Origin of the sequence: Trinickia violacea, assembly GCF_005280735.1 — a bacterium.
Lineage (GTDB): Bacteria > Pseudomonadota > Gammaproteobacteria > Burkholderiales > Burkholderiaceae > Trinickia_A > Trinickia_A violacea.
This window is the reverse complement of the sequence record NZ_CP040077.1, coordinates 2,088,335-2,104,393: the sequence shown is the minus strand read 5'-3', so window position 1 is coordinate 2,104,393 and position 16,059 is coordinate 2,088,335. Positions and strand designations below refer to the sequence as shown.

The window sequence follows — 16,059 nt, the reverse complement described above, 5'->3', positions numbered from 1 at the left end:
TGATCGGCAAGCCAGTTCTGGCAAGCCAAGCAGCAAGTCAGTGGTGGCTGTAGCTCAGTTGGTAGAGTCCAGGATTGTGATTCCTGTCGTCGTGGGTTCGAGTCCCATCAGCCACCCCAAAAGAATCCGGCAAAAAGCCCAGCCATAGCCGCTGGGCTTTTTGCTTTCTGGTGTCCGTGTAGGCGCCATGTAGGCATTTTCGACCGGCGCCCCACTGCGAAACCTTCGTTAGTGGCGAGCGAAACGTAGCCCCCGCTAGACTTAGGGCGCTTGCTGGCCCCTGGACTGCCGGTTCGCGTGGTATGGCGGCCCGCGCTTCTTCTGACCACAGCTCTCGCGATGAGGTCATTCCGGCAGTAGCGATCAGCCTCGTCCCGGCGGAACATGCAGCGACCATTCGAGGCAGTGAGCGTGGCGCAACCCGACTCCTAAGCCAGACGGAGCAAAGGGATTCATATGACGTTCCGGGAAGCTGTCACGTTGGCTGCGCGACATTTAAGAAATCAGCTGTCTACGACGCCGCCCATCTTGTCGCACGTGCCTCTTGGCACGAACTTGAAGTCAAACTTATCGTTGTCGACCTTCGCCAGTCCCGAGCAGCTGTGCGTGCCGTTCCCGCAATCGTTCTGACCCGCCTTGGCAACGCCGAAACACTGCACTTTCTTTTCCTTTTCATCGTCTTGCGTAGCCGCGGCGGCTGTCGCGGCTACGCTCGCGAGCACAACGGCAAGGAGAGCCTGCTGACGAAATCTTGATTCCATCTTGTTTCTCCGGAATAGGTTGGCATCCGTTGTCAACAGCGCTTAACAGTACTGACTGCCTTGGTTCACGGTCTGTGCAAAAGCAGACGCTTTTCGAGCATCGAACATACAACCTGGCGAAGTCACGGGTGAGCGTTGGCGATCGCATATTGAACAGCTTCGTCGGTTTGAATGATCCGAGACGAGACCATCGCAGACGCGATGCTCGACCGTCTCATACAGCGTCATCACCGAATCACGATCACGCTCCCGAAATATGCAACAAGGTTAGGTTTCGCACATTCGGCCGCTAGTTATCGGTAATTCAATATCGTCCAATGACCATTCGAGTCACCCGCGCTTATCAAAGTTAATTTTCAGATAGCGGCGGGCATTAAAACGCTCGTTCGCATGGTCCGGGCCGAGCGGAGTCGATGATTCAAAGCATGCGACCAAAAGCTGTATTTCAGCGCGTTCGCCAGCGCTCTTGCGAGCGGGCAACCTGCGCAAACTATCCAGGAGATCCAGATTATGTTTCGTATAACGAAATTGTTCGCAGCGATCATTGGCGCATCTCTGTTCGGTACTCCCGTTGCGTATTCGCAGCAAACGAATGGGGCGGCCGGAAATTCCGCTAACAATGCCTGCTTGAGCGCGGCAGCGGAAGCGCACTTGATGCAGCGCGAAACCGCTTTGCTTGGGCCGGATCATGCTGCCGCCCATGCGCAAGCGCGCGCGCACCAATGTAGAGTGGCACAGGGCCTGGAGCAGCCCGTTACGCCGGATCCGCAACTGCTTGCAATCGCCAGCACTACGCCGAGCAGTTCAATCGGGTCATGGAGTGCACCTATTGCCATCCCCGTGGCCGGCATTGCCTCGGTACTGCTAAACAATGGAAAGGTCCTGTTTTGGTCGTATGATCCCACGCAGTACTTGAACCCGACCTCGTCGAATACCGGCGTCGCCTATGTTTGGGATCCGGTCGCCAAGACGGGCCACTCTGTTGCAGCCCCGTATAACCTGTGGTGCGGCGGACAAACGATATTGGCAGATGGCCGAGTCTATTCCGCGGGTGGCAATTTGCGCTACCCAGACCCGAGTGCACCAACCGGCCAACAGGGCTGGGAAGGGGCACTTAGCGACTATACGTTCAATCCTAACGATGAGACCTGGACCAAGCAGCCGGACATGTCGGTCGGCCGATGGTACCCGACTGTCACCCAGTTGGCGGACAACACAGTTGTGATCGCCAGCGGTTTTGATCAAAGTGGATCGCAGGCAATCACTCAAGTTGTCGAGTTGTTCACGCCGTCGACGCTCATCAATGGCGTGGGCAGCATGTCGGAGATTTCAATTCATGATTCGACGGGTTTATATCCCTATCAATACTTGATGCCATCCGGTCAGATGGCGCAGATTGGTCCGGATCTCAGCAATACCTTTCTGCTTACTCCAGGCACGTGGTCATGGAGCGGCTTCCCTAACATGCTTAACTACCACTACGGCCTCGCCAACGGCGTTATCGTCGCCGACGCCTCGGGGGCTACGTTGAAGCAGATAATCATGATCGCCGGCGGCGCAAGTCTTACGTCGGCAATCACCGATAACGAGTGGCTCGATAGCACCAATCCGCCTACAGGCTGGAAACGATATCCGCAATGGCTGCAAGCAAGGCATAACGCCAATACCGTTATTTTGCCGGACGGCACGCTATTCACAGTCGGCGGAAGTCCTGACACTTCGAACTATGGCACCAATCCGACTACTGGCACGCTTCCCTATCCCATCTTCGAAAGCGAGCTTTATAACAAGCCTGGCTATGATCCCACGGGCCAATGGGTGACGATGGCTCCCAATACATTGCGCGCCGCTTACCACTCCACTGCCATTCTGCTTCCTGACGCTACCGTCTTGTTATCGGAAGACGACGAGGATTATCCGAGCGGCGCTCAACACTACGTGCAGATCTATACTCCACCGTACTTGCTCAAGGGAGGCGCTCGGCCGAGCATCAACAGCGCGCCCAGTAAGGTAACGGTGGGGCAGACGTTTCCCATCACGACGACATCTTCGACCAAGATTGCCAGCGTTACGCTAGTTGCTCCAGGTGCCACGACTCATGGCAATGACATGCACCAGCGTTTCATCAAACTGAGTTCATCTCATGGGAATAGCAACAAAATAAATGTGAGCATCCCATCGTCGAGGACATTGGTGCCACCGGGCTACTACATGATTTTTGTTATCGACTCCAACGGGGTCCCGTCCGCCGCGCGATTTGTTCAAATATCTTGAGTCATTCGAGCGCGTCGCCGACGAACCCCGAGCCGACGACAACAGGAATCACAATCCTGTCCTCTACCGAAAACAAAAAGGCCGCCGAATCAACCGGGCGGCCCAAACACGATCGCATGCGCGAGGATCGCGCATGTGCACTGTAGGACTATCTCTTCGGCAGACCTAGCACGGCGCGCAAGTTTTTGCTGTTTCCTCTGTATTTTGGCGGATCAAGACGGGCAAGCTGCGTGCCCGCTCATCGAGCATTCCGCCACGTCTGGCGACGCAACAACCGGCGCGCCGGCAAACAAACCGCACACTGCCGCCATCTGGCCCCAAACGCCGCAACGACTAGCCCGCAGTTAGAATGGAGCGCGCGCAAAGTCCGGGTGGCACGACTGGGCCGGTTCGACAGCACCGGCATTCGGCGCTCGGCAACCACACTCGCCCCCGGCACGCACTCACCTATCAGGAGCTTCATTGATGAGCGGCGGTCTTTCCCGTCAATACGTAACCCGGCGTATTCCGGTCCTCGTACTGCTGTCGACGCTCGCGGGCTGCAGCGCGCTATTCGGTCCGAAGCCGGCGCCCGAAACCGAGCAGCCGGCCGCGCCGCCCGAGGCGGCCTCCGAACCGGAGGCGCCCGCATCGGCGCCTGAGGTCGCATCCGCGCCGGTTGTCGAGCCGAAACACGAAGTCGCCGAGGCGAAACGTCCGCCGCCTAAGAAGCCCATCTACCGACCGACGCAACGCCCGCGCGAGCCCGTTGCACCGCCCGCGCCGCCTGCGCCGCCGGCCCCGCCGCCGCTCATCACGACGCGGCTGTTGTCGCAGGAGCAGACGCACGGCCTGCTCGACACCAAGGTGCAGCGTCCCGACGGCAAGATCATCGGCCGCGCGATCGACATGTCCACCGACGCGAGCGGCAAGCCGACCAGCATCCTCGTCAATCTGACGGGCTTCATGGGCATCGGCGACCGCAAGGTGCGCTTTCCGTGGAGTGCGTTTCGCTTCGGTCCGTCGCCGAAGAAAACCCCGATTACGCTCGATATCGGGCCGAATGAGGCGCCTGCGGCCGAGGAATCGCGGTCCCGCACCAAAGACGCGCGCGCCGCAAGCAAGCCAGGTTCCGCGCGCGAGCCGCTGACGTTGCCCGTGATCGACGCGACGGTCGAGCGCCGCAACGGCGACCGCGTGGGCCGCGTGATCGACGTGCTGATCGACGCGAACGCGCAGCCGCAGGCGGCGGTGCTCGACGTCGGCAGCCTGATCGGCCATGACCGGCGCAGCATCGCCGCCGACTGGTCCGCGCTGCGCTTCGTCGCGAAAGACGACGAACTCGAACTGCAGATGGATCTGACGGACGCGCAAATCGACGCCGCTCCGCCCTACGATGCCGACAAACCCGTGCGCGCGGTATCGCCCGCGCCGGCCGTGCCCGCCGCTGCGCCTCGCGCCGCCGCACCGGCAGCGCCGGGCGGCGCCTCGCCCGGTCTCGCGTCGGCGACGCGCCCCCAACGGTGACGAAACCGCACATGGCACTCGTCCGTAGCCTTCGCGCGCTCGACTGGCTCAACTTCTTCCTCGCGAATGTGCAGACCGGCTTCGGTCCGTTCATCGCCTCCTATCTGACGTCGAACAAATGGACCCAGGGCGAGATCGGCGTGGCGCTCTCGGTCGGCACGGCGACCGCGATGATCAGCCAGGTTCCGGCCGGCGCCCTCATCGACGCGATGCGCAACAAGCGCCTCGCAGGCGCCGCGGCGATCATCGCGATCGCCGCGTGCGCGCTCCTGCTCGCGGCAAGCCCGACGCTCTTGCCCGTGCTCGCCGCCGAAGTCTTCCATGGCTTCGCGAGCTGCATGCTGACGCCCGCGATCGCCGCGATTTCGATCGCGCTCGTCGGGCGCCACGCGCTCGGCGACCGGCTCGGGCGCAACGCGCGCTGGGCGTCGATCGGCAGCGCGGTCGCCGCCGGGCTGATGGGGCTCTTCGGCGAGTACTATTCGGCGCGCGCGGTGTTCTGGCTCACCGCGGCGCTTACGGTGCCCGCGCTCGTCGCGCTGTCGATGATCGAAAACACCGGGGCCACGCCCTACGGCGCCCCGCCTCCGCCCGAAGAGCGAGAGAGCATGTCGGTGCTGCTGCGCGACAAGCGCATGCTGATCTTCGCGGCGTGCATCGCACTCTTTCACTTGTCGAACGCGGCGATGCTCAACCTCGCCGCCGGCGAAGTCACGACACGCATGAGCGATAACGTCCAGCTCGTGATCGCGGCGTGCATCATCGTGCCGCAGATGGTCGTGGCCGCCTTGTCGCCGTGGGTCGGGCGCTCGGCGGAGCGCTGGGGCCGGCGGCCGATCCTGCTGTTCGGCTTTTCGGCGCTGCCGGTGCGGGCGCTGCTGTTCGCGGGCGTCAGCAGCCCGTATCTGCTCGTGCCGGTGCAGGCGTTCGACGGCATCAGCGCCGCGGTATTCGGCGTGATGCTGCCGCTGATCGCCGCCGACGTCGCGGGCGACAAGGGGCACTACAACTTGTGTATCGGCCTCTTCGGCCTGACGGCGGGGATAGGCGCGACGCTCAGCACGCTCGTCGCCGGCTTTATCTCCGATCACTTCGGCAACGCGGTCAGCTTCATGGTGCTGGCCGCCGCGGGCGCCCTGGCGGTGCTGCTCGTATGGGCCGCGCTGCCCGAAACGCGCGATCCGGTACCGGCGCCCGAGGCAGAGCCGGCCGGCGACAGCCAGCCGTCTTCCGCAACCGGGCAATAGGAAACGGCCGGCGCACGACTCAACGTGCGCCGGCCGCGCATCGATCCTTCAATATCGGTCAGTCAGGTCGAGCCGCACCCGGCAGCGGCTGCAGGCAATGTCTCAAGACTGCAGCTCGCGATCGACCGCTTCGCGCGCCGCTTTGAGCGCTGCCTCCGCCGCCTTGTGCTCGGTCGGCCAGTAGCCGTCGATATGGACGAGGCGCCAGTCGACCGCCACCTCGTCGCCTTTCAGCACGCGAAAGTGGGACTTCACGCCGGTCATCACTTGTTCTACGCAGACTTCCAGGTCATAGCCCTTGTAGGCTTCCTGATAGTCGCCCATGTCGACGCCCTTCGCTTCCACCTCGGCCTCCCCGCTGATCGATTCAATCGCAGTCGCCGGACAAGTACTTCCGGCCGTCACAGGTGATTTCGAAGGTGCCTTCGCCGGTTTCGCCGGCGAGGCCGGCGTGCAGCAGCTCGGCGGCGACGGTGCTCGGCAGCTGCGGCGGCATCTGCCCGACGCCGACGTCGTTCAGGCGTCGCAGCGCTTCGACCGCATCAGGACTCAGGGATTTGGACATGGCCCGCTCCTCGCGCAAGGTTCCCGATTCATCGTAGCACTTTCCATGCGTTTCGCCGGGAGGCGAGCGAGCGCCCGCGCACACCGAAAAGCGCGCGCGGGGAGCAGCCACTAGCGAGAAGACCCAAGCGGTCAGAGACGTGCGATCGAAACTTCAGTCGACTTCACGAGCGCGACCACTTCCGAGCCGACCTTCAAGTCGAGCTCGTCGACCGAGCGCGTCGTGATCACCGACGTGACGATGCCGAACGGCGTGTCGACATCGACTTCGGAAACCACCGGCCCGCGGATGATCTCCTTGACCTTGCCTTTGAATTGATTGCGTACGTTGATTGCGGAAATGCCCATGTGTGTCAGCTCCAGTGTGGATCGGTCGAGGTCGATGAAATCAAGCGGATCAGACGGGTTCAGACGGCCCAGCGCACGTCGCTCGGGCGCACGAAGCGTTCGCGTTCCGGGGTTTCGTGAGGCGCCGGCGCATGACCGCGCGGCGTGCTCGCGAGCACGCGCTGCAGCACGTCGTCTTCGAGCGCGGCGAACGCGGCCGAGGCTCGCGCACGCGGCCTCGCCAGCGGCACGGGTTGGTCGAGCGCGATGCGTCCGTCTTCGATCAGCAGAATCCGGTCAGCGAGCGCGACGGCTTCCTGCACGTCGTGCGTGACGAGCAGCGCGGTGAAGCCGTGCTCGCGCCACAGCCGCTCGATCAGCGTGTGCATCTCGATGCGGGTGAGCGCGTCGAGCGCGCCAAGCGGCTCGTCGAGCAGCAGCAGTTGCGGGCGATGCACGAGAGCCCGAGCGAGCGCCACGCGCTGCCGCTGACCGCCCGAAAGCTGCGAAGGCCAGTCGTTCGCGCGTTCGAGCAAGCCGACTTCGTCGAGCACCGAGCGGGCATCGTCGCGTGCGCCACGGCCCAACCCGAGCGTCACGTTCTGCAAGACCGTCTTCCACGGCAGGAGACGCGAGTCCTGAAACATGATGCGCGTCTCCAACGCCGCACCCGCGACGCCGGTCTTGGCGAGAACGCCCGCATCCGCGCTTTCGAGTCCCGCGACGAGGCGCAGCAGCGTCGACTTCCCGCAGCCGCTGCGCCCGACGATCGCGACGAAACTGCCGCGCTCGATCGACAAGTCGAATTCGGACAGCACCGCGCGTTCGCCGTAGCGCTTGCCGACGCCGCGCAGTTCGACTGCGGCGTCATCGCGCTCAGCCGCCGACGCCTCGTCGCGGTCGTGATCGCGCATGCGCGCCTGAGCCAGCTCGGCCTCGAGGTCGGTTCCGGCGATGCCGCCGAAAGTGGTCGCGAGTGTCGTCGCCGTCATGCTTTCGCTCCTCGTTGATAAGCGGGATGCCAACGCAGGGTCACGCGCTCGAGTCCCTTCGCAAGCAGGTCGGCGAGCTTGCCGAGCGCCGCGTAGAGCAGGATGCCGACCACCACCACGTCCGTTTGCAGGAACTCGCGCGCATTCATCGTCATGTAGCCGATGCCCGATTGCGCCGAGATCGTTTCGGCGACGATCAGCGTCACCCACATGAGCCCGAACGCGAAGCGCACGCCGACGAGAATCGAAGGCAGCGCCCCCGGCAGAATCACGTGTCGATACAGCGCGAAGCCCTTGAGCCCATAGCTTTTCGCCATCTCGATCAGGTTCGGGTCGACCGAGCGGATGCCATGGAACGTGTTCACGTAGACCGGGAAAAACACGCCGAGCGCGACGAGGAAGAGCTTCGCTTTCTCGTCGATGCCGAACCAGAGGATCACGAGCGGAATCATCGCGAGCGCCGGAATATTGCGGATCATCTGGATCGTCGTATCGAGCGCGGTTTCGGCCGGCTTGAAGAGGCCCGTCGCGAGTCCGAGCGCGAGCCCGATCCCGCCGCCAACCGCAAAACCCGACACCGCGCGCCACGTGCTCACCTTGACGTCAGTCCACATCTCGCCGGACTGGATCAGCGCCCACGCCGCCTTGACGACCGCAAGCGGCTCGGGAAGGATGCGCGCCGACAGCGTCCCGCTCTTTGCGGCCAGCTCCCAGGCGATGAGGATCGCGATCGGCACGAGCCACGGGATCAGGCGCGACAGCGTGTGACGTGCGATGTTGGTGGCAAGGCGCGATGTCGTCGCCGAAGCGGTCGCATCGGCCGCGCCCGCCGAAGGCGTGCGTGCGGCGCCCGCGCTGAAAGAGATTTGAGCCATGGATGTCCCTGCTGATGGAATGGCACGCGGCAAGCCGCTTAGCTCTGGCTCGCCTTCGGCAGATAGCTGTTGCCGACGATCTCGCCGAACGGTCCCGACAGCGGCCCGTTTGCCCGCTTCCGCTCGCGGCCCGGCAGGAGCGGGAACACGAGTTCGGCGAAGCGATACGATTCTTCGAGATGCGGATAGCCGGAGAGGATGAACGTCTCGATCCCAAGGTCCGCGTACTCGCGCATGCGCGTCGCGACTTGATGAGGATTCCCGACGAGTGCCGTGCCCGCGCCGCCACGCACGAGCCCGACGCCCGTCCACAGGTTCGGGTAGACCTCGAGTTCCTGGCGGCTGCCGCGCTTGCCGCCGTGCAACGCCGCCATCCGGCGCTGCCCTTCCGAGTCCATCTTCGAGAACGACGCTTGCGCGCGGGCGATCGTATCGTCGTCGAGACGGCTGATGAGACGGTCCGCGGCGGCCCACGCCTCCTCTTCGGTCTCGCGCACAATCACGTGCAGGCGGATGCCGAATTTGATCTTGCGGCCCTTTTCCGCGGCTCGCGCGCGGATGTCGGCGATCTTCTTCTCGACCGCCGCGGGCGGCTCGCCCCAGGTGAGATAGGTATCGATATGATCCGCCGCGATGGAATGCGCAGCCGGCGACGAGCCGCCGAACCACAGCGGCGGATGCGGATGCTGCACCGGCGGATACAGCACCTTGCCGCCCTTCGAGCTCAGATGCTTGCCCGAGAATTCGATCGCCTCGTTCGCGTGCGACGCGGCAAGCAGATCGCGCCAGATGTGCAGAAACTCGTCGGTGATCTCGTAACGCGTGTCGTGATCGGCGAAGAGGCCGTCGCCTTCGAGCTCGGCCGCATCGCCGCCGGTCACGACGTTGATCAGCAAGCGCCCGTCGGAGAGCCGGTCGAACGTCGACGCCATTCGCGCGGAGAGCCCCGGCGACGCGATGCCCGGCCGGATCGCGACGAGGAACTTCAAGCGCTTGGTCGCCGGGATCAGGCTCGATGCGACCACCCAGGCGTCTTCGCACGAACGGCCCGTCGGCAGCAGCACGCCTTCGTAGCCGAGCGTATCGGCGGCGACGGCGATCTGCCGGAAGTAGTCGTAGTCCGCTGCGCGCGCGCCCTCGGACGTGCCGAGATAGCGGCTGTCGCCGTGGGTCGGAATGAACCAGAACACATTCATCTGCTGCTCCTGCACGGTGCTTGTCGTTGATCGTGGAGGAGACAGTCTAGGGACGACCCCAAGCGTTTTGAACGAATTATTTGAGCTTAGGTTTTCCGCTTCTGTGATTAGCGCGACGCTTTAGCGATCGGTTTTGCGTAGCCGTTCGCTCGCGCGTTTGCCTGCGCAGGAAGCCATGCGACAGCGGCCGCCCTCTATAATGACGCTCGTTCTGAATTACGGCGCGGCTTGCGGGAACAGCATTGGACGCGCCCCTCGCGGTGCACTCCATGCAAAAAATCATTCTGCCGTTCGTGTCCGGTTTTCTCGCCGCCCTGTTCTTCCACGAGGCCACGCTCGCGCTCTTGCACGCGGCCGGCCTCATCGACGCAAACGGCTTCTCGACCACGCCGTTCCAGCCGCTCGGCATCCCCGAATTCATCGCGAACGCGATCTGGAGCGCCGTGTGGGCGGTGCTCATGGCGTGGCTCTTGCGCGTGTCGCCCGAACGCGTCGCGCCGTGGATTCAATCGTTCGTTTTCGGCGGGATCGTGCTGACGGCAGCCAGCACCTTCGTCGTCGACCCCGTGCGCGGCATCTGGCCCAGCGGCAACATGCTGCCGCGCCTCGCGGTCGGGTTCGCGGCCAATGCGATGTGGGGCTGGGGCGCGCTCGTGTTCATGCGCGCGTTCATGGCGGGACAGGAAGAGGATTAAGCCTGCTTCAGCCCACCAAATAACGCAACGGATGCTCCGCCGCAGGCCACGGGCTCTCGAACATCCGCTGCACGTCTTCCCGCGTCACGTCTTCAATACGCGGAATGCGCCATACGGGGCGATTGTCTTTGTCGACGATGCGCGCCCTCACGCCTTCGATCACATCCCCGCGCGCGAACGTCGAGCGCGTCAGATCGAGATCACTGCGCAAACGTTCCGCCATCGAGCTCTCTGCGCGCGCCACGACTTCGAGCGACACCGCCATCGATAGCGGCGAACGCTCGCGCATCGCGCCTTCCGTCTCTTCGGCCCATTCGCTCGCGGCGCAATCGCTTTCACTCGCAAGCGAGGCCAGAATCCGCGCGACGTCCGGCTGCGCGAAGTGCCGGTCGATCCAGGCACGCGTCGTGGCGAGCCGCGACGTATCGGGCGTCGGCACGACCTTGCAAAGCGACGCCGCGCGCCGCACGCACTCGACGACCTCCGCGCCGCTTTCGAACGGCTCCTGCGTCAAGGTATCGAGGAGCGCAGGCACCGCCGAATCGTCGATGTAGACGTCGGCGAGGCCCGCATAGAGCGCGTCGGCGGCTTCGATGGTCGTGCCGGTCACCGCCAGGTAGCGGCCGATCGCGCCCGGCGTGCGCGCGAGGAACCAGCCCGCGCCGACATCGGGAAAGAGCCCGATGCGCGTTTCCGGCATCGCCATCTTGGTGGAGCCCATCACGACGCGCAGGCCGCCTGTGCGATGCGCGGGCAGCGAGATGCCCATGCCCCCGCCCATCACGATGCCGTTCATCAGCGCGATGTAGGGCTTCGGGTAGGCGAAGACGGCGTGATCGAGCGCGTACTCCTCGATGAAGAACGTGTCGACGGCCACTTGGTCGCCGCGCGCATACGCCTCATGGAAAAAACGCACGTCACCGCCCGCGCAGAACGCCCGCGGGTGCGGGCTATGCACGACCACCGCGAGCACGCCGGGGTCGTCGCGCCACTCGTCGAGCGCCGCGTGCATCGCGCGGATCATCGACGTCGACAGCGCATTCAACGCTTTAGGACGATTCAGCTCGATATAACCGATGCGATTCGCGACGTAGGCGCGAACCTCGTCGTTCTCTGTGACAGAAAGCGGTTCAGGTGTGGACATGAGCGATAGGGCCGAATGCGGCTACCGAGCAGTGACGGACGAGCGCAACGGTAACATGTTACGCGCGCCGGCACGGCTCGCGATCGGCCACGGCCAAGCAAAAGACCGCGTGTTTATTGAGCGAAAGCGCAGCAGTGCGCCGGCAGGTCGGCGCGCTGTCGCAGCGGCCCGCCGACCCGCTCAGGCCGATACCTTGCCGTCGCGCTCGGCAGGTGCTGTGTCGCTCGCTGCCAAAGGCGAATCGGCCTGCGCGTTCGTCTGAGCATTCGCGTCCGCCGCTTTTCTCTTTGCAGCCGTGCGCGAACGCGTACCGCCCGCTGCGCGCGGTGAACGTTTCGCATCCGGCGCTCCGAACCAGGCGTCGATCGCCGCATCGACCAGCTTCTCCACCGGCGACTGCGGATAGACCGGACACGTCAGCGTCAGCGCGACGATGCCGTGCAGCGTCGCCCACAACGCCTCGACCCACGTGTGGCTGTCCGCCGAAGCGCTCACGCGTCCTGCCGCTTTCAGCTCGTCGACGGAGTCGATCAGCAGACGAAACGCGGCGTCGCCCGCTTCGGGGTTCGCGCCCTCGGCGGCTGCCTGCCCCGCTTCGCTCGAAGCGCCCCCGGCCGACGCGCCACCCAGCGCCGAATCGGTGTAGCTGGGATCTTCCATGAAGATCAGCCGGTAAGTCTCTCGATTCGCGAGCCCGAACGCGACGTACGCGTGCGCGATCGCCCGCAGCCGCGCTTGCGGCTCGACGATCCGGGCGTGCGGCGCAAGGCTCGCGAGCAGTTGGTCGTAGCCCTCGGCGCACAGCGCGCGAGCGATGTCGTCGCGGCTTTCGAAGTGCAGATAGAGCGTGGCGGGCGAGTATTCGATCGCGTCGGCGATCTTGCGCATGGACAGCGCGGCGAAGCCCTCGCGCATCACGATGGCTCGCGACGCTTCGAGGATGCGTTCCCGCAGTGCCTGCTTCTGGCGGTTTTTTCGTTCGGCGATTCCCATGTCGTGCATTTTCGGGTTGACAAACTGAAAAGTCAAATTAAACTAAACACCGTTCACTGAACGCTGTTTAGTTTGTGCTCGTCAATCACTCGGCAAAAGGAATCGTCATGGAGAACGTCGCACAAGCAGGGAAAGTCGGTTTGTTCGGAGCGGCCGGCGCCGCGGGCCGCAGCATTGCGGCGGCGCTCGCTGCGGCGGGTCGCGATTACCGCGTCATCGGCCGTCACCGCGAACCGCTCGAAACACAATTCGGCGGCGATCCGCATGCAGAAATCGCAACTTGGGATCTGGACGACCCGGCGTCGGTTGCCGCGGCGGCGCGCGGCCTGAAAACAGCCGTCTACCTGGTCGGCGTGCCCTACGACCAGTTCGCGCTGCATCCGCAGCAGATGCAAAAGGCGCTCGCCGGCATGCGCGCCGCCGGCGTCGAACGATTGATCCTGATCGGCACCGTCTACCCTTACGGGCGCGCGCAAACGAATCCCGTCACCGAAACGCATCCGCGCGAGCCGCATACGTTCAAGGGCCGCATGCGCCTTGCGCAGGAGAACCTGGTCCTCGACGCGCACGGCAAGAACGGCTTGCAAACCCTCGTGCTGCGGCTGCCCGATTTCTACGGCCCCGGCGTCGATCGCAGCTTCCTGCACAGCGCGTTCGAAGGCGCCGCTCACGGCACGCGCGCGCAGATGATCGGCCCGATCGACGTACCGCACGAATTCGTGTTCATGCCCGATGTCGGCCCGGTCGTCGAAAAGCTCACGCGCACACCGGAGGCATACGGCCGCGTGCTGCATCTCGCCGGCGCCGGCACGATCACGCAGCGCGAGATTGCCGAAACGGCCTATCGCCTGGCTGGCCGCACACCGAAGCTGATGGTGGCGAGCAAGCCCATGCTGCGCCTCTTCGGCCTCTTCAATCCGATGCTGCGGGAGCTGGTGGAAATGCACTATCTGCTGACCGACCCCGTCGTGCTCGACGACAGCGCCCTGCGCGCGCTGATCGGTCCGATCAAGAAGACGTCCTACGACGAAGGCATTCGACTGTCGCTGGAAGCCGCGCGCAGCGCCGCGGCGCCGCAGGCGATTGCGGCCTGAGCAACGAAGCGAAAGCGAAGGATCCGCCGCGCGCGAACACGCGGCGATGCGCCATTTTTATCGCAGGCGTTCAAACTCCGCTCATGGCGCGCACGTAAAATGCGTGCTCGTTCGAAAACGACGGAGCACGGAATGAGCAAGTACTTTTTGGAAGGCCGTGAGGTGCCGGAAACCGATGCGGCATCGGCATGGTTTGCGCACGCGGCGAGCAGCGGAATCGAAATTTCGCGCGCGATCGACATCTGGGAAGATGCCGCCACGCTCGAAGGCGACAACAGCCGGCTCGCCGTAGGCGAAGCCGGTATCCGGATCGAGTTCACCACCAAGAAGTAAGCCCGCTCGCTTGGCGTGGCGGGCGTCTTGGTCCGTCTGTTGGCAGCGTCAATGCGCCTGCATCTTCGAAAACAGATTGAGCACGGCGACGCCCGCGACGATGAGGCCCAGCCCCGCGACCGCCGCGAGATCCGGCACCTGCCGATACAGCACGATGGCGACGAGCGTGATGAGCACGATCCCGACTCCGGACCAGATCGCATAGACGATGCCGACCGGCATCGACTTCAACGTCATCGACAGGCAATAGAAGGCCACGCCATAACCCGCCACGACCACGAGCGACGGCCAAAGGCGCGAGAATCCCTCGGATGCGCGCAGCGCCGAAGTCCCGATCACTTCGGCGACGATCGCGATGGCAAGCCACAGATATCCCGGCATCGCGTCACGCCTTTGCAAGCGCGAGCTTGCTGTAGTCCTGCCCAAGTTCCGCGCACAGCGCCTCGACAACGAGCTCATGATCGGAACGCTGGGGCAAGCCCGACACCGTCACCGAGCCGATCACGCCCACGCCCGCCACGGCAAGCGGAAACGCGCCGCCATACGGCGCATATTCGGCGAGCGGCAGGCCGTTTTTGTCGGCGAGCGTGGTGCCCGCCTGCTGCATCTTCAAGCCGATCGCGTATGAACTGCGCCTGAAGTGCGCGACGACGTTGCTCTTGCGGCGGACCCAATCGACGTTGTCGGGCGTGGTGCCGTCGAGCGCGCAGAAGAAGAGCGGTTGACCGAACGTGCGCACGTCGATCGCGATCGCGAGACCGCGCGCCACCGCGACTTCATGCAAATAGGCGCCGAGCTGCCACGCACGGGCGGCGTCGAAGCGAGGAAAGACAAGCGCATGCTCTTGTGCAGCAATCGCCTGCATGTCGTGAGCGATATCCATGAGTTCAGCCGAAGTCGAAATGAAACGCGAGAGAGCTCGCATCGCTGCGTGATGCGTTGTGCAGCCTCGTGCGTCACGTGTTGAAAAGAAGCGATGCGAATTGAATTCGTCACGATTCTAGCGCACGGCATGCGAGCGTAACGGCGTGCAAGACGCCATCGTTCGGCCAATCGGCGACACGCTTGTGCGCCCTGTCCGCCCTCGCTTTATCGCGTCTTCGATCCTTCATGCGCCGCTGACGTCACATCGATCTCGAATCGAATCTTCAAAAAGTGTTGCGCGAGGTTTTCGTTTCCCCTATAATTCAATTCTTCGACGGACGCGGGGTGGAGCAGTCTGGCAGCTCGTCGGGCTCATAACCCGAAGGTCGTAGGTTCAAATCCTACCCCCGCAACCAAGCAGCAGAATACGCAAAGATTCTCAGCAAAAAGCCCGATCCTCGTGATCGGGCTTTTTGCTTTCGTGCGTCATCTTTAGCGGCGCACTTTGCTGAAGCAGCGCGGAAAAACGTGCCGTGCGCCTCGCGCGATTGCGATGGCGGGCATCAAGCGTGAGACACGAGAAACGCACCTGCCGGTGATAAACTCCCATCACACTTTTCCGCCCGCTTCCCATGAAATTCTGTTCAGCCTGTGGCCACACGGTGACCTTGCGCATACCGGCCGGCGATAACCGCGAACGCTTCGTCTGCGAAGACTGCGGCACCGTGCATTACCAGAATCCTCGCAATGTCGTCGGCACCGTGCCCGTCTGGGATGACAAGGTGCTGCTGTGCCGCCGCGCGATCGAACCGCGCTACGGCTACTGGACGCTCCCCGCCGGCTTCATGGAAATGGGCGAAACGACTTCCGAAGCCGCCGCGCGCGAAACGCTCGAGGAAGCCGGCGCGCGCGTCGAAGTGCAGCATCTGTTCTCGCTCTTGAATGTGCCGCACGTGCATCAAGTGCATCTCTTCTATCTCGCGCGCATGCTCGATCTCGACATCGAGGCCGGCGAGGAGAGCCTCGAAGTCAAGCTCTTCGACGAGCGCGACATTCCATGGGACGACATCGCATTCCCGACTGTCGGCCAGACCTTGCGCTTCTTCTTCGCCGACCGCGCGGCCGGCAGCTACGGCTTGCATACCGGCGACATCTTCCGCTCGCTGCGCGACGGCTGAGCCTCCTGCGCATTCA

Annotated in this window: 18 protein-coding genes and 2 tRNA genes; 9 read left to right on the top strand and 11 right to left on the bottom strand. The window is 63.8% G+C overall.

The genetic code is table 11. The annotated features are described in order from the left end of the window. Positions 1–43 precede the first annotated feature (43 nt). Positions 44–119: transfer RNA gene (locus FAZ95_RS09540), tRNA-His, on the top strand. Between the two features lie 384 nt (positions 120–503). Here the strand turns inward: FAZ95_RS09540 and FAZ95_RS09535 are convergent. Then, on the bottom strand, positions 504–761 hold the full coding sequence (locus FAZ95_RS09535; RefSeq protein ID WP_137332219.1) for a BufA1 family periplasmic bufferin-type metallophore: 258 nt from the start codon (positions 759–761) through the stop codon (positions 504–506). Between the two features lie 510 nt (positions 762–1,271). On the opposite strand from FAZ95_RS09535, the gene FAZ95_RS09530 reads away from it, so the two are divergent. The 3 genes from FAZ95_RS09530 to FAZ95_RS09520 all read left to right on the top strand — a co-directional run bounded on the left by FAZ95_RS09530 (position 1,272) and on the right by FAZ95_RS09520 (position 5,788). Further along, positions 1,272–3,035, top strand: coding sequence for a galactose oxidase early set domain-containing protein (locus tag FAZ95_RS09530; RefSeq protein ID WP_254699865.1), 1,764 nt, complete (start codon positions 1,272–1,274; stop codon positions 3,033–3,035). A gap of 465 nt (positions 3,036–3,500) precedes the next feature. Continuing rightward, positions 3,501–4,541, top strand: coding sequence for a PRC-barrel domain-containing protein (locus FAZ95_RS09525; RefSeq protein WP_137332218.1), 1,041 nt, complete (start codon positions 3,501–3,503; stop codon positions 4,539–4,541). 11 nt (positions 4,542–4,552) lie between these two features. Beyond that, on the top strand, positions 4,553–5,788 hold the full coding sequence (locus tag FAZ95_RS09520; RefSeq protein ID WP_137332217.1) for an MFS transporter: 1,236 nt from the start codon (positions 4,553–4,555) through the stop codon (positions 5,786–5,788). Between the two features lie 102 nt (positions 5,789–5,890). On the opposite strand, the gene FAZ95_RS09515 is transcribed toward FAZ95_RS09520, so the two are convergent. From FAZ95_RS09515 to ssuD, 6 genes are all read right to left on the bottom strand, one after another. Further along, positions 5,891–6,133, bottom strand: coding sequence for a DUF6566 family protein (locus FAZ95_RS09515; RefSeq protein ID WP_137332216.1), 243 nt, complete (start codon positions 6,131–6,133; stop codon positions 5,891–5,893). A 22-nt stretch (positions 6,134–6,155) separates the two neighbouring features. Further along, a complete protein-coding gene (locus FAZ95_RS09510; RefSeq protein WP_137332215.1) occupies positions 6,156–6,353 on the bottom strand; it encodes a hypothetical protein in 198 nt (65 codons plus the stop codon). Between the two features lie 131 nt (positions 6,354–6,484). Next, the gene (locus FAZ95_RS09505) at positions 6,485–6,700 is read right to left on the bottom strand and encodes a TOBE domain-containing protein (RefSeq protein WP_063496361.1); all 216 of its coding nucleotides are present in this window, start codon (positions 6,698–6,700) and stop codon (positions 6,485–6,487) included. 59 nt (positions 6,701–6,759) lie between these two features. Continuing rightward, on the bottom strand, positions 6,760–7,671 hold the full coding sequence (locus FAZ95_RS09500) for an ATP-binding cassette domain-containing protein (protein WP_137332214.1): 912 nt from the start codon (positions 7,669–7,671) through the stop codon (positions 6,760–6,762). Further along, a complete protein-coding gene (gene ssuC, locus FAZ95_RS09495) occupies positions 7,668–8,546 on the bottom strand; it encodes an aliphatic sulfonate ABC transporter permease SsuC (protein ID WP_137332213.1) in 879 nt (292 codons plus the stop codon). The genes FAZ95_RS09500 and ssuC overlap by 4 nt, the downstream gene beginning before the upstream one ends. 38 nt (positions 8,547–8,584) lie before the next feature. Further along, positions 8,585–9,742 (bottom strand): FMNH2-dependent alkanesulfonate monooxygenase, encoded by a 1,158-nt coding sequence (gene ssuD, locus FAZ95_RS09490; protein WP_137332212.1) that lies wholly within the window; start codon positions 9,740–9,742, stop codon positions 8,585–8,587. 269 nt (positions 9,743–10,011) lie between these two features. Between ssuD and FAZ95_RS09485 the strand changes: the two genes are divergently transcribed. After that, on the top strand, positions 10,012–10,437 hold the full coding sequence (locus FAZ95_RS09485; protein WP_137332211.1) for a hypothetical protein: 426 nt from the start codon (positions 10,012–10,014) through the stop codon (positions 10,435–10,437). Positions 10,438–10,444: 7 nt separating this feature from the next. Here the strand turns inward: FAZ95_RS09485 and FAZ95_RS09480 are convergent, their stop codons facing one another. Together FAZ95_RS09480 and FAZ95_RS09475 are read right to left on the bottom strand one after the other, a co-directional pair. Then, complete coding sequence (locus FAZ95_RS09480) at positions 10,445–11,581, bottom strand: enoyl-CoA hydratase/isomerase family protein (RefSeq protein ID WP_137332210.1); 1,137 nt, start codon at positions 11,579–11,581, stop codon at positions 10,445–10,447. Between the two features lie 180 nt (positions 11,582–11,761). Further along, positions 11,762–12,574, bottom strand: coding sequence for a TetR/AcrR family transcriptional regulator (locus FAZ95_RS09475; RefSeq protein ID WP_137332209.1), 813 nt, complete (start codon positions 12,572–12,574; stop codon positions 11,762–11,764). A gap of 107 nt (positions 12,575–12,681) precedes the next feature. Here FAZ95_RS09475 and FAZ95_RS09470 point away from each other — a divergent pair, with 107 nt between their 5' ends. Further along, complete coding sequence (locus tag FAZ95_RS09470) at positions 12,682–13,668, top strand: NAD-dependent epimerase/dehydratase family protein (protein ID WP_137332208.1); 987 nt, start codon at positions 12,682–12,684, stop codon at positions 13,666–13,668. Between the two features lie 132 nt (positions 13,669–13,800). After that, positions 13,801–14,001, top strand: coding sequence for a hypothetical protein (locus FAZ95_RS09465; RefSeq protein ID WP_137332207.1), 201 nt, complete (start codon positions 13,801–13,803; stop codon positions 13,999–14,001). Between the two features lie 48 nt (positions 14,002–14,049). On the opposite strand, the gene FAZ95_RS09460 is transcribed toward FAZ95_RS09465, so the two are convergent. Together FAZ95_RS09460 and FAZ95_RS09455 are read right to left on the bottom strand one after the other, a co-directional pair. Further along, positions 14,050–14,382: a DMT family transporter gene (locus tag FAZ95_RS09460; RefSeq protein WP_137332206.1), complete on the bottom strand. Its 333-nt coding sequence runs from the start codon at positions 14,380–14,382 to the stop codon at positions 14,050–14,052. Between the two features lie 4 nt (positions 14,383–14,386). Continuing rightward, on the bottom strand, positions 14,387–14,884 hold the full coding sequence (locus FAZ95_RS09455; RefSeq protein ID WP_137332205.1) for a heme-degrading domain-containing protein: 498 nt from the start codon (positions 14,882–14,884) through the stop codon (positions 14,387–14,389). A 320-nt stretch (positions 14,885–15,204) separates the two neighbouring features. Here FAZ95_RS09455 and FAZ95_RS09450 point away from each other — a divergent pair. Both FAZ95_RS09450 and FAZ95_RS09445 read left to right on the top strand, forming a co-directional pair. Next, positions 15,205–15,281 (top strand) — tRNA-Met (locus FAZ95_RS09450). A 216-nt stretch (positions 15,282–15,497) separates the two neighbouring features. After that, positions 15,498–16,043, top strand: coding sequence for an NUDIX hydrolase (locus FAZ95_RS09445; protein WP_137332204.1), 546 nt, complete (start codon positions 15,498–15,500; stop codon positions 16,041–16,043). Positions 16,044–16,059: the final 16 nt, after the last annotated feature.

Excerpts from the sequence above, each read along its gene's own strand:
- FAZ95_RS09535 (WP_137332219.1), bottom strand. The coding sequence starts at position 761 with ATGGAATCAAGATTTCGTCAGCAGGCTCTCCTTGCCGTTGTGCTCGCG.
- FAZ95_RS09530 (WP_254699865.1), top strand. The coding sequence starts at position 1,272 with ATGTTTCGTATAACGAAATTGTTCGCAGCGATCATTGGCGCATCTCTG.
- FAZ95_RS09525 (WP_137332218.1), top strand. The coding sequence starts at position 3,501 with ATGAGCGGCGGTCTTTCCCGTCAATACGTAACCCGGCGTATTCCGGTC.
- FAZ95_RS09520 (WP_137332217.1), top strand. The coding sequence starts at position 4,553 with ATGGCACTCGTCCGTAGCCTTCGCGCGCTCGACTGGCTCAACTTCTTC.
- FAZ95_RS09510 (WP_137332215.1), bottom strand. The coding sequence starts at position 6,353 with ATGTCCAAATCCCTGAGTCCTGATGCGGTCGAAGCGCTGCGACGCCTG.
- FAZ95_RS09505 (WP_063496361.1), bottom strand. The coding sequence starts at position 6,700 with ATGGGCATTTCCGCAATCAACGTACGCAATCAATTCAAAGGCAAGGTC.
- FAZ95_RS09500 (WP_137332214.1), bottom strand. The coding sequence starts at position 7,671 with ATGACGGCGACGACACTCGCGACCACTTTCGGCGGCATCGCCGGAACC.
- ssuC (WP_137332213.1), bottom strand. The coding sequence starts at position 8,546 with ATGGCTCAAATCTCTTTCAGCGCGGGCGCCGCACGCACGCCTTCGGCG.
- ssuD (WP_137332212.1), bottom strand. The coding sequence starts at position 9,742 with ATGAATGTGTTCTGGTTCATTCCGACCCACGGCGACAGCCGCTATCTC.
- FAZ95_RS09485 (WP_137332211.1), top strand. The coding sequence starts at position 10,012 with ATGCAAAAAATCATTCTGCCGTTCGTGTCCGGTTTTCTCGCCGCCCTG.
- FAZ95_RS09480 (WP_137332210.1), bottom strand. The coding sequence starts at position 11,581 with ATGTCCACACCTGAACCGCTTTCTGTCACAGAGAACGACGAGGTTCGC.
- FAZ95_RS09475 (WP_137332209.1), bottom strand. The coding sequence starts at position 12,574 with ATGGGAATCGCCGAACGAAAAAACCGCCAGAAGCAGGCACTGCGGGAA.
- FAZ95_RS09470 (WP_137332208.1), top strand. The coding sequence starts at position 12,682 with ATGGAGAACGTCGCACAAGCAGGGAAAGTCGGTTTGTTCGGAGCGGCC.
- FAZ95_RS09465 (WP_137332207.1), top strand. The coding sequence starts at position 13,801 with ATGAGCAAGTACTTTTTGGAAGGCCGTGAGGTGCCGGAAACCGATGCG.
- FAZ95_RS09460 (WP_137332206.1), bottom strand. The coding sequence starts at position 14,382 with ATGCCGGGATATCTGTGGCTTGCCATCGCGATCGTCGCCGAAGTGATC.
- FAZ95_RS09455 (WP_137332205.1), bottom strand. The coding sequence starts at position 14,884 with ATGGATATCGCTCACGACATGCAGGCGATTGCTGCACAAGAGCATGCG.
- FAZ95_RS09445 (WP_137332204.1), top strand. The coding sequence starts at position 15,498 with ATGAAATTCTGTTCAGCCTGTGGCCACACGGTGACCTTGCGCATACCG.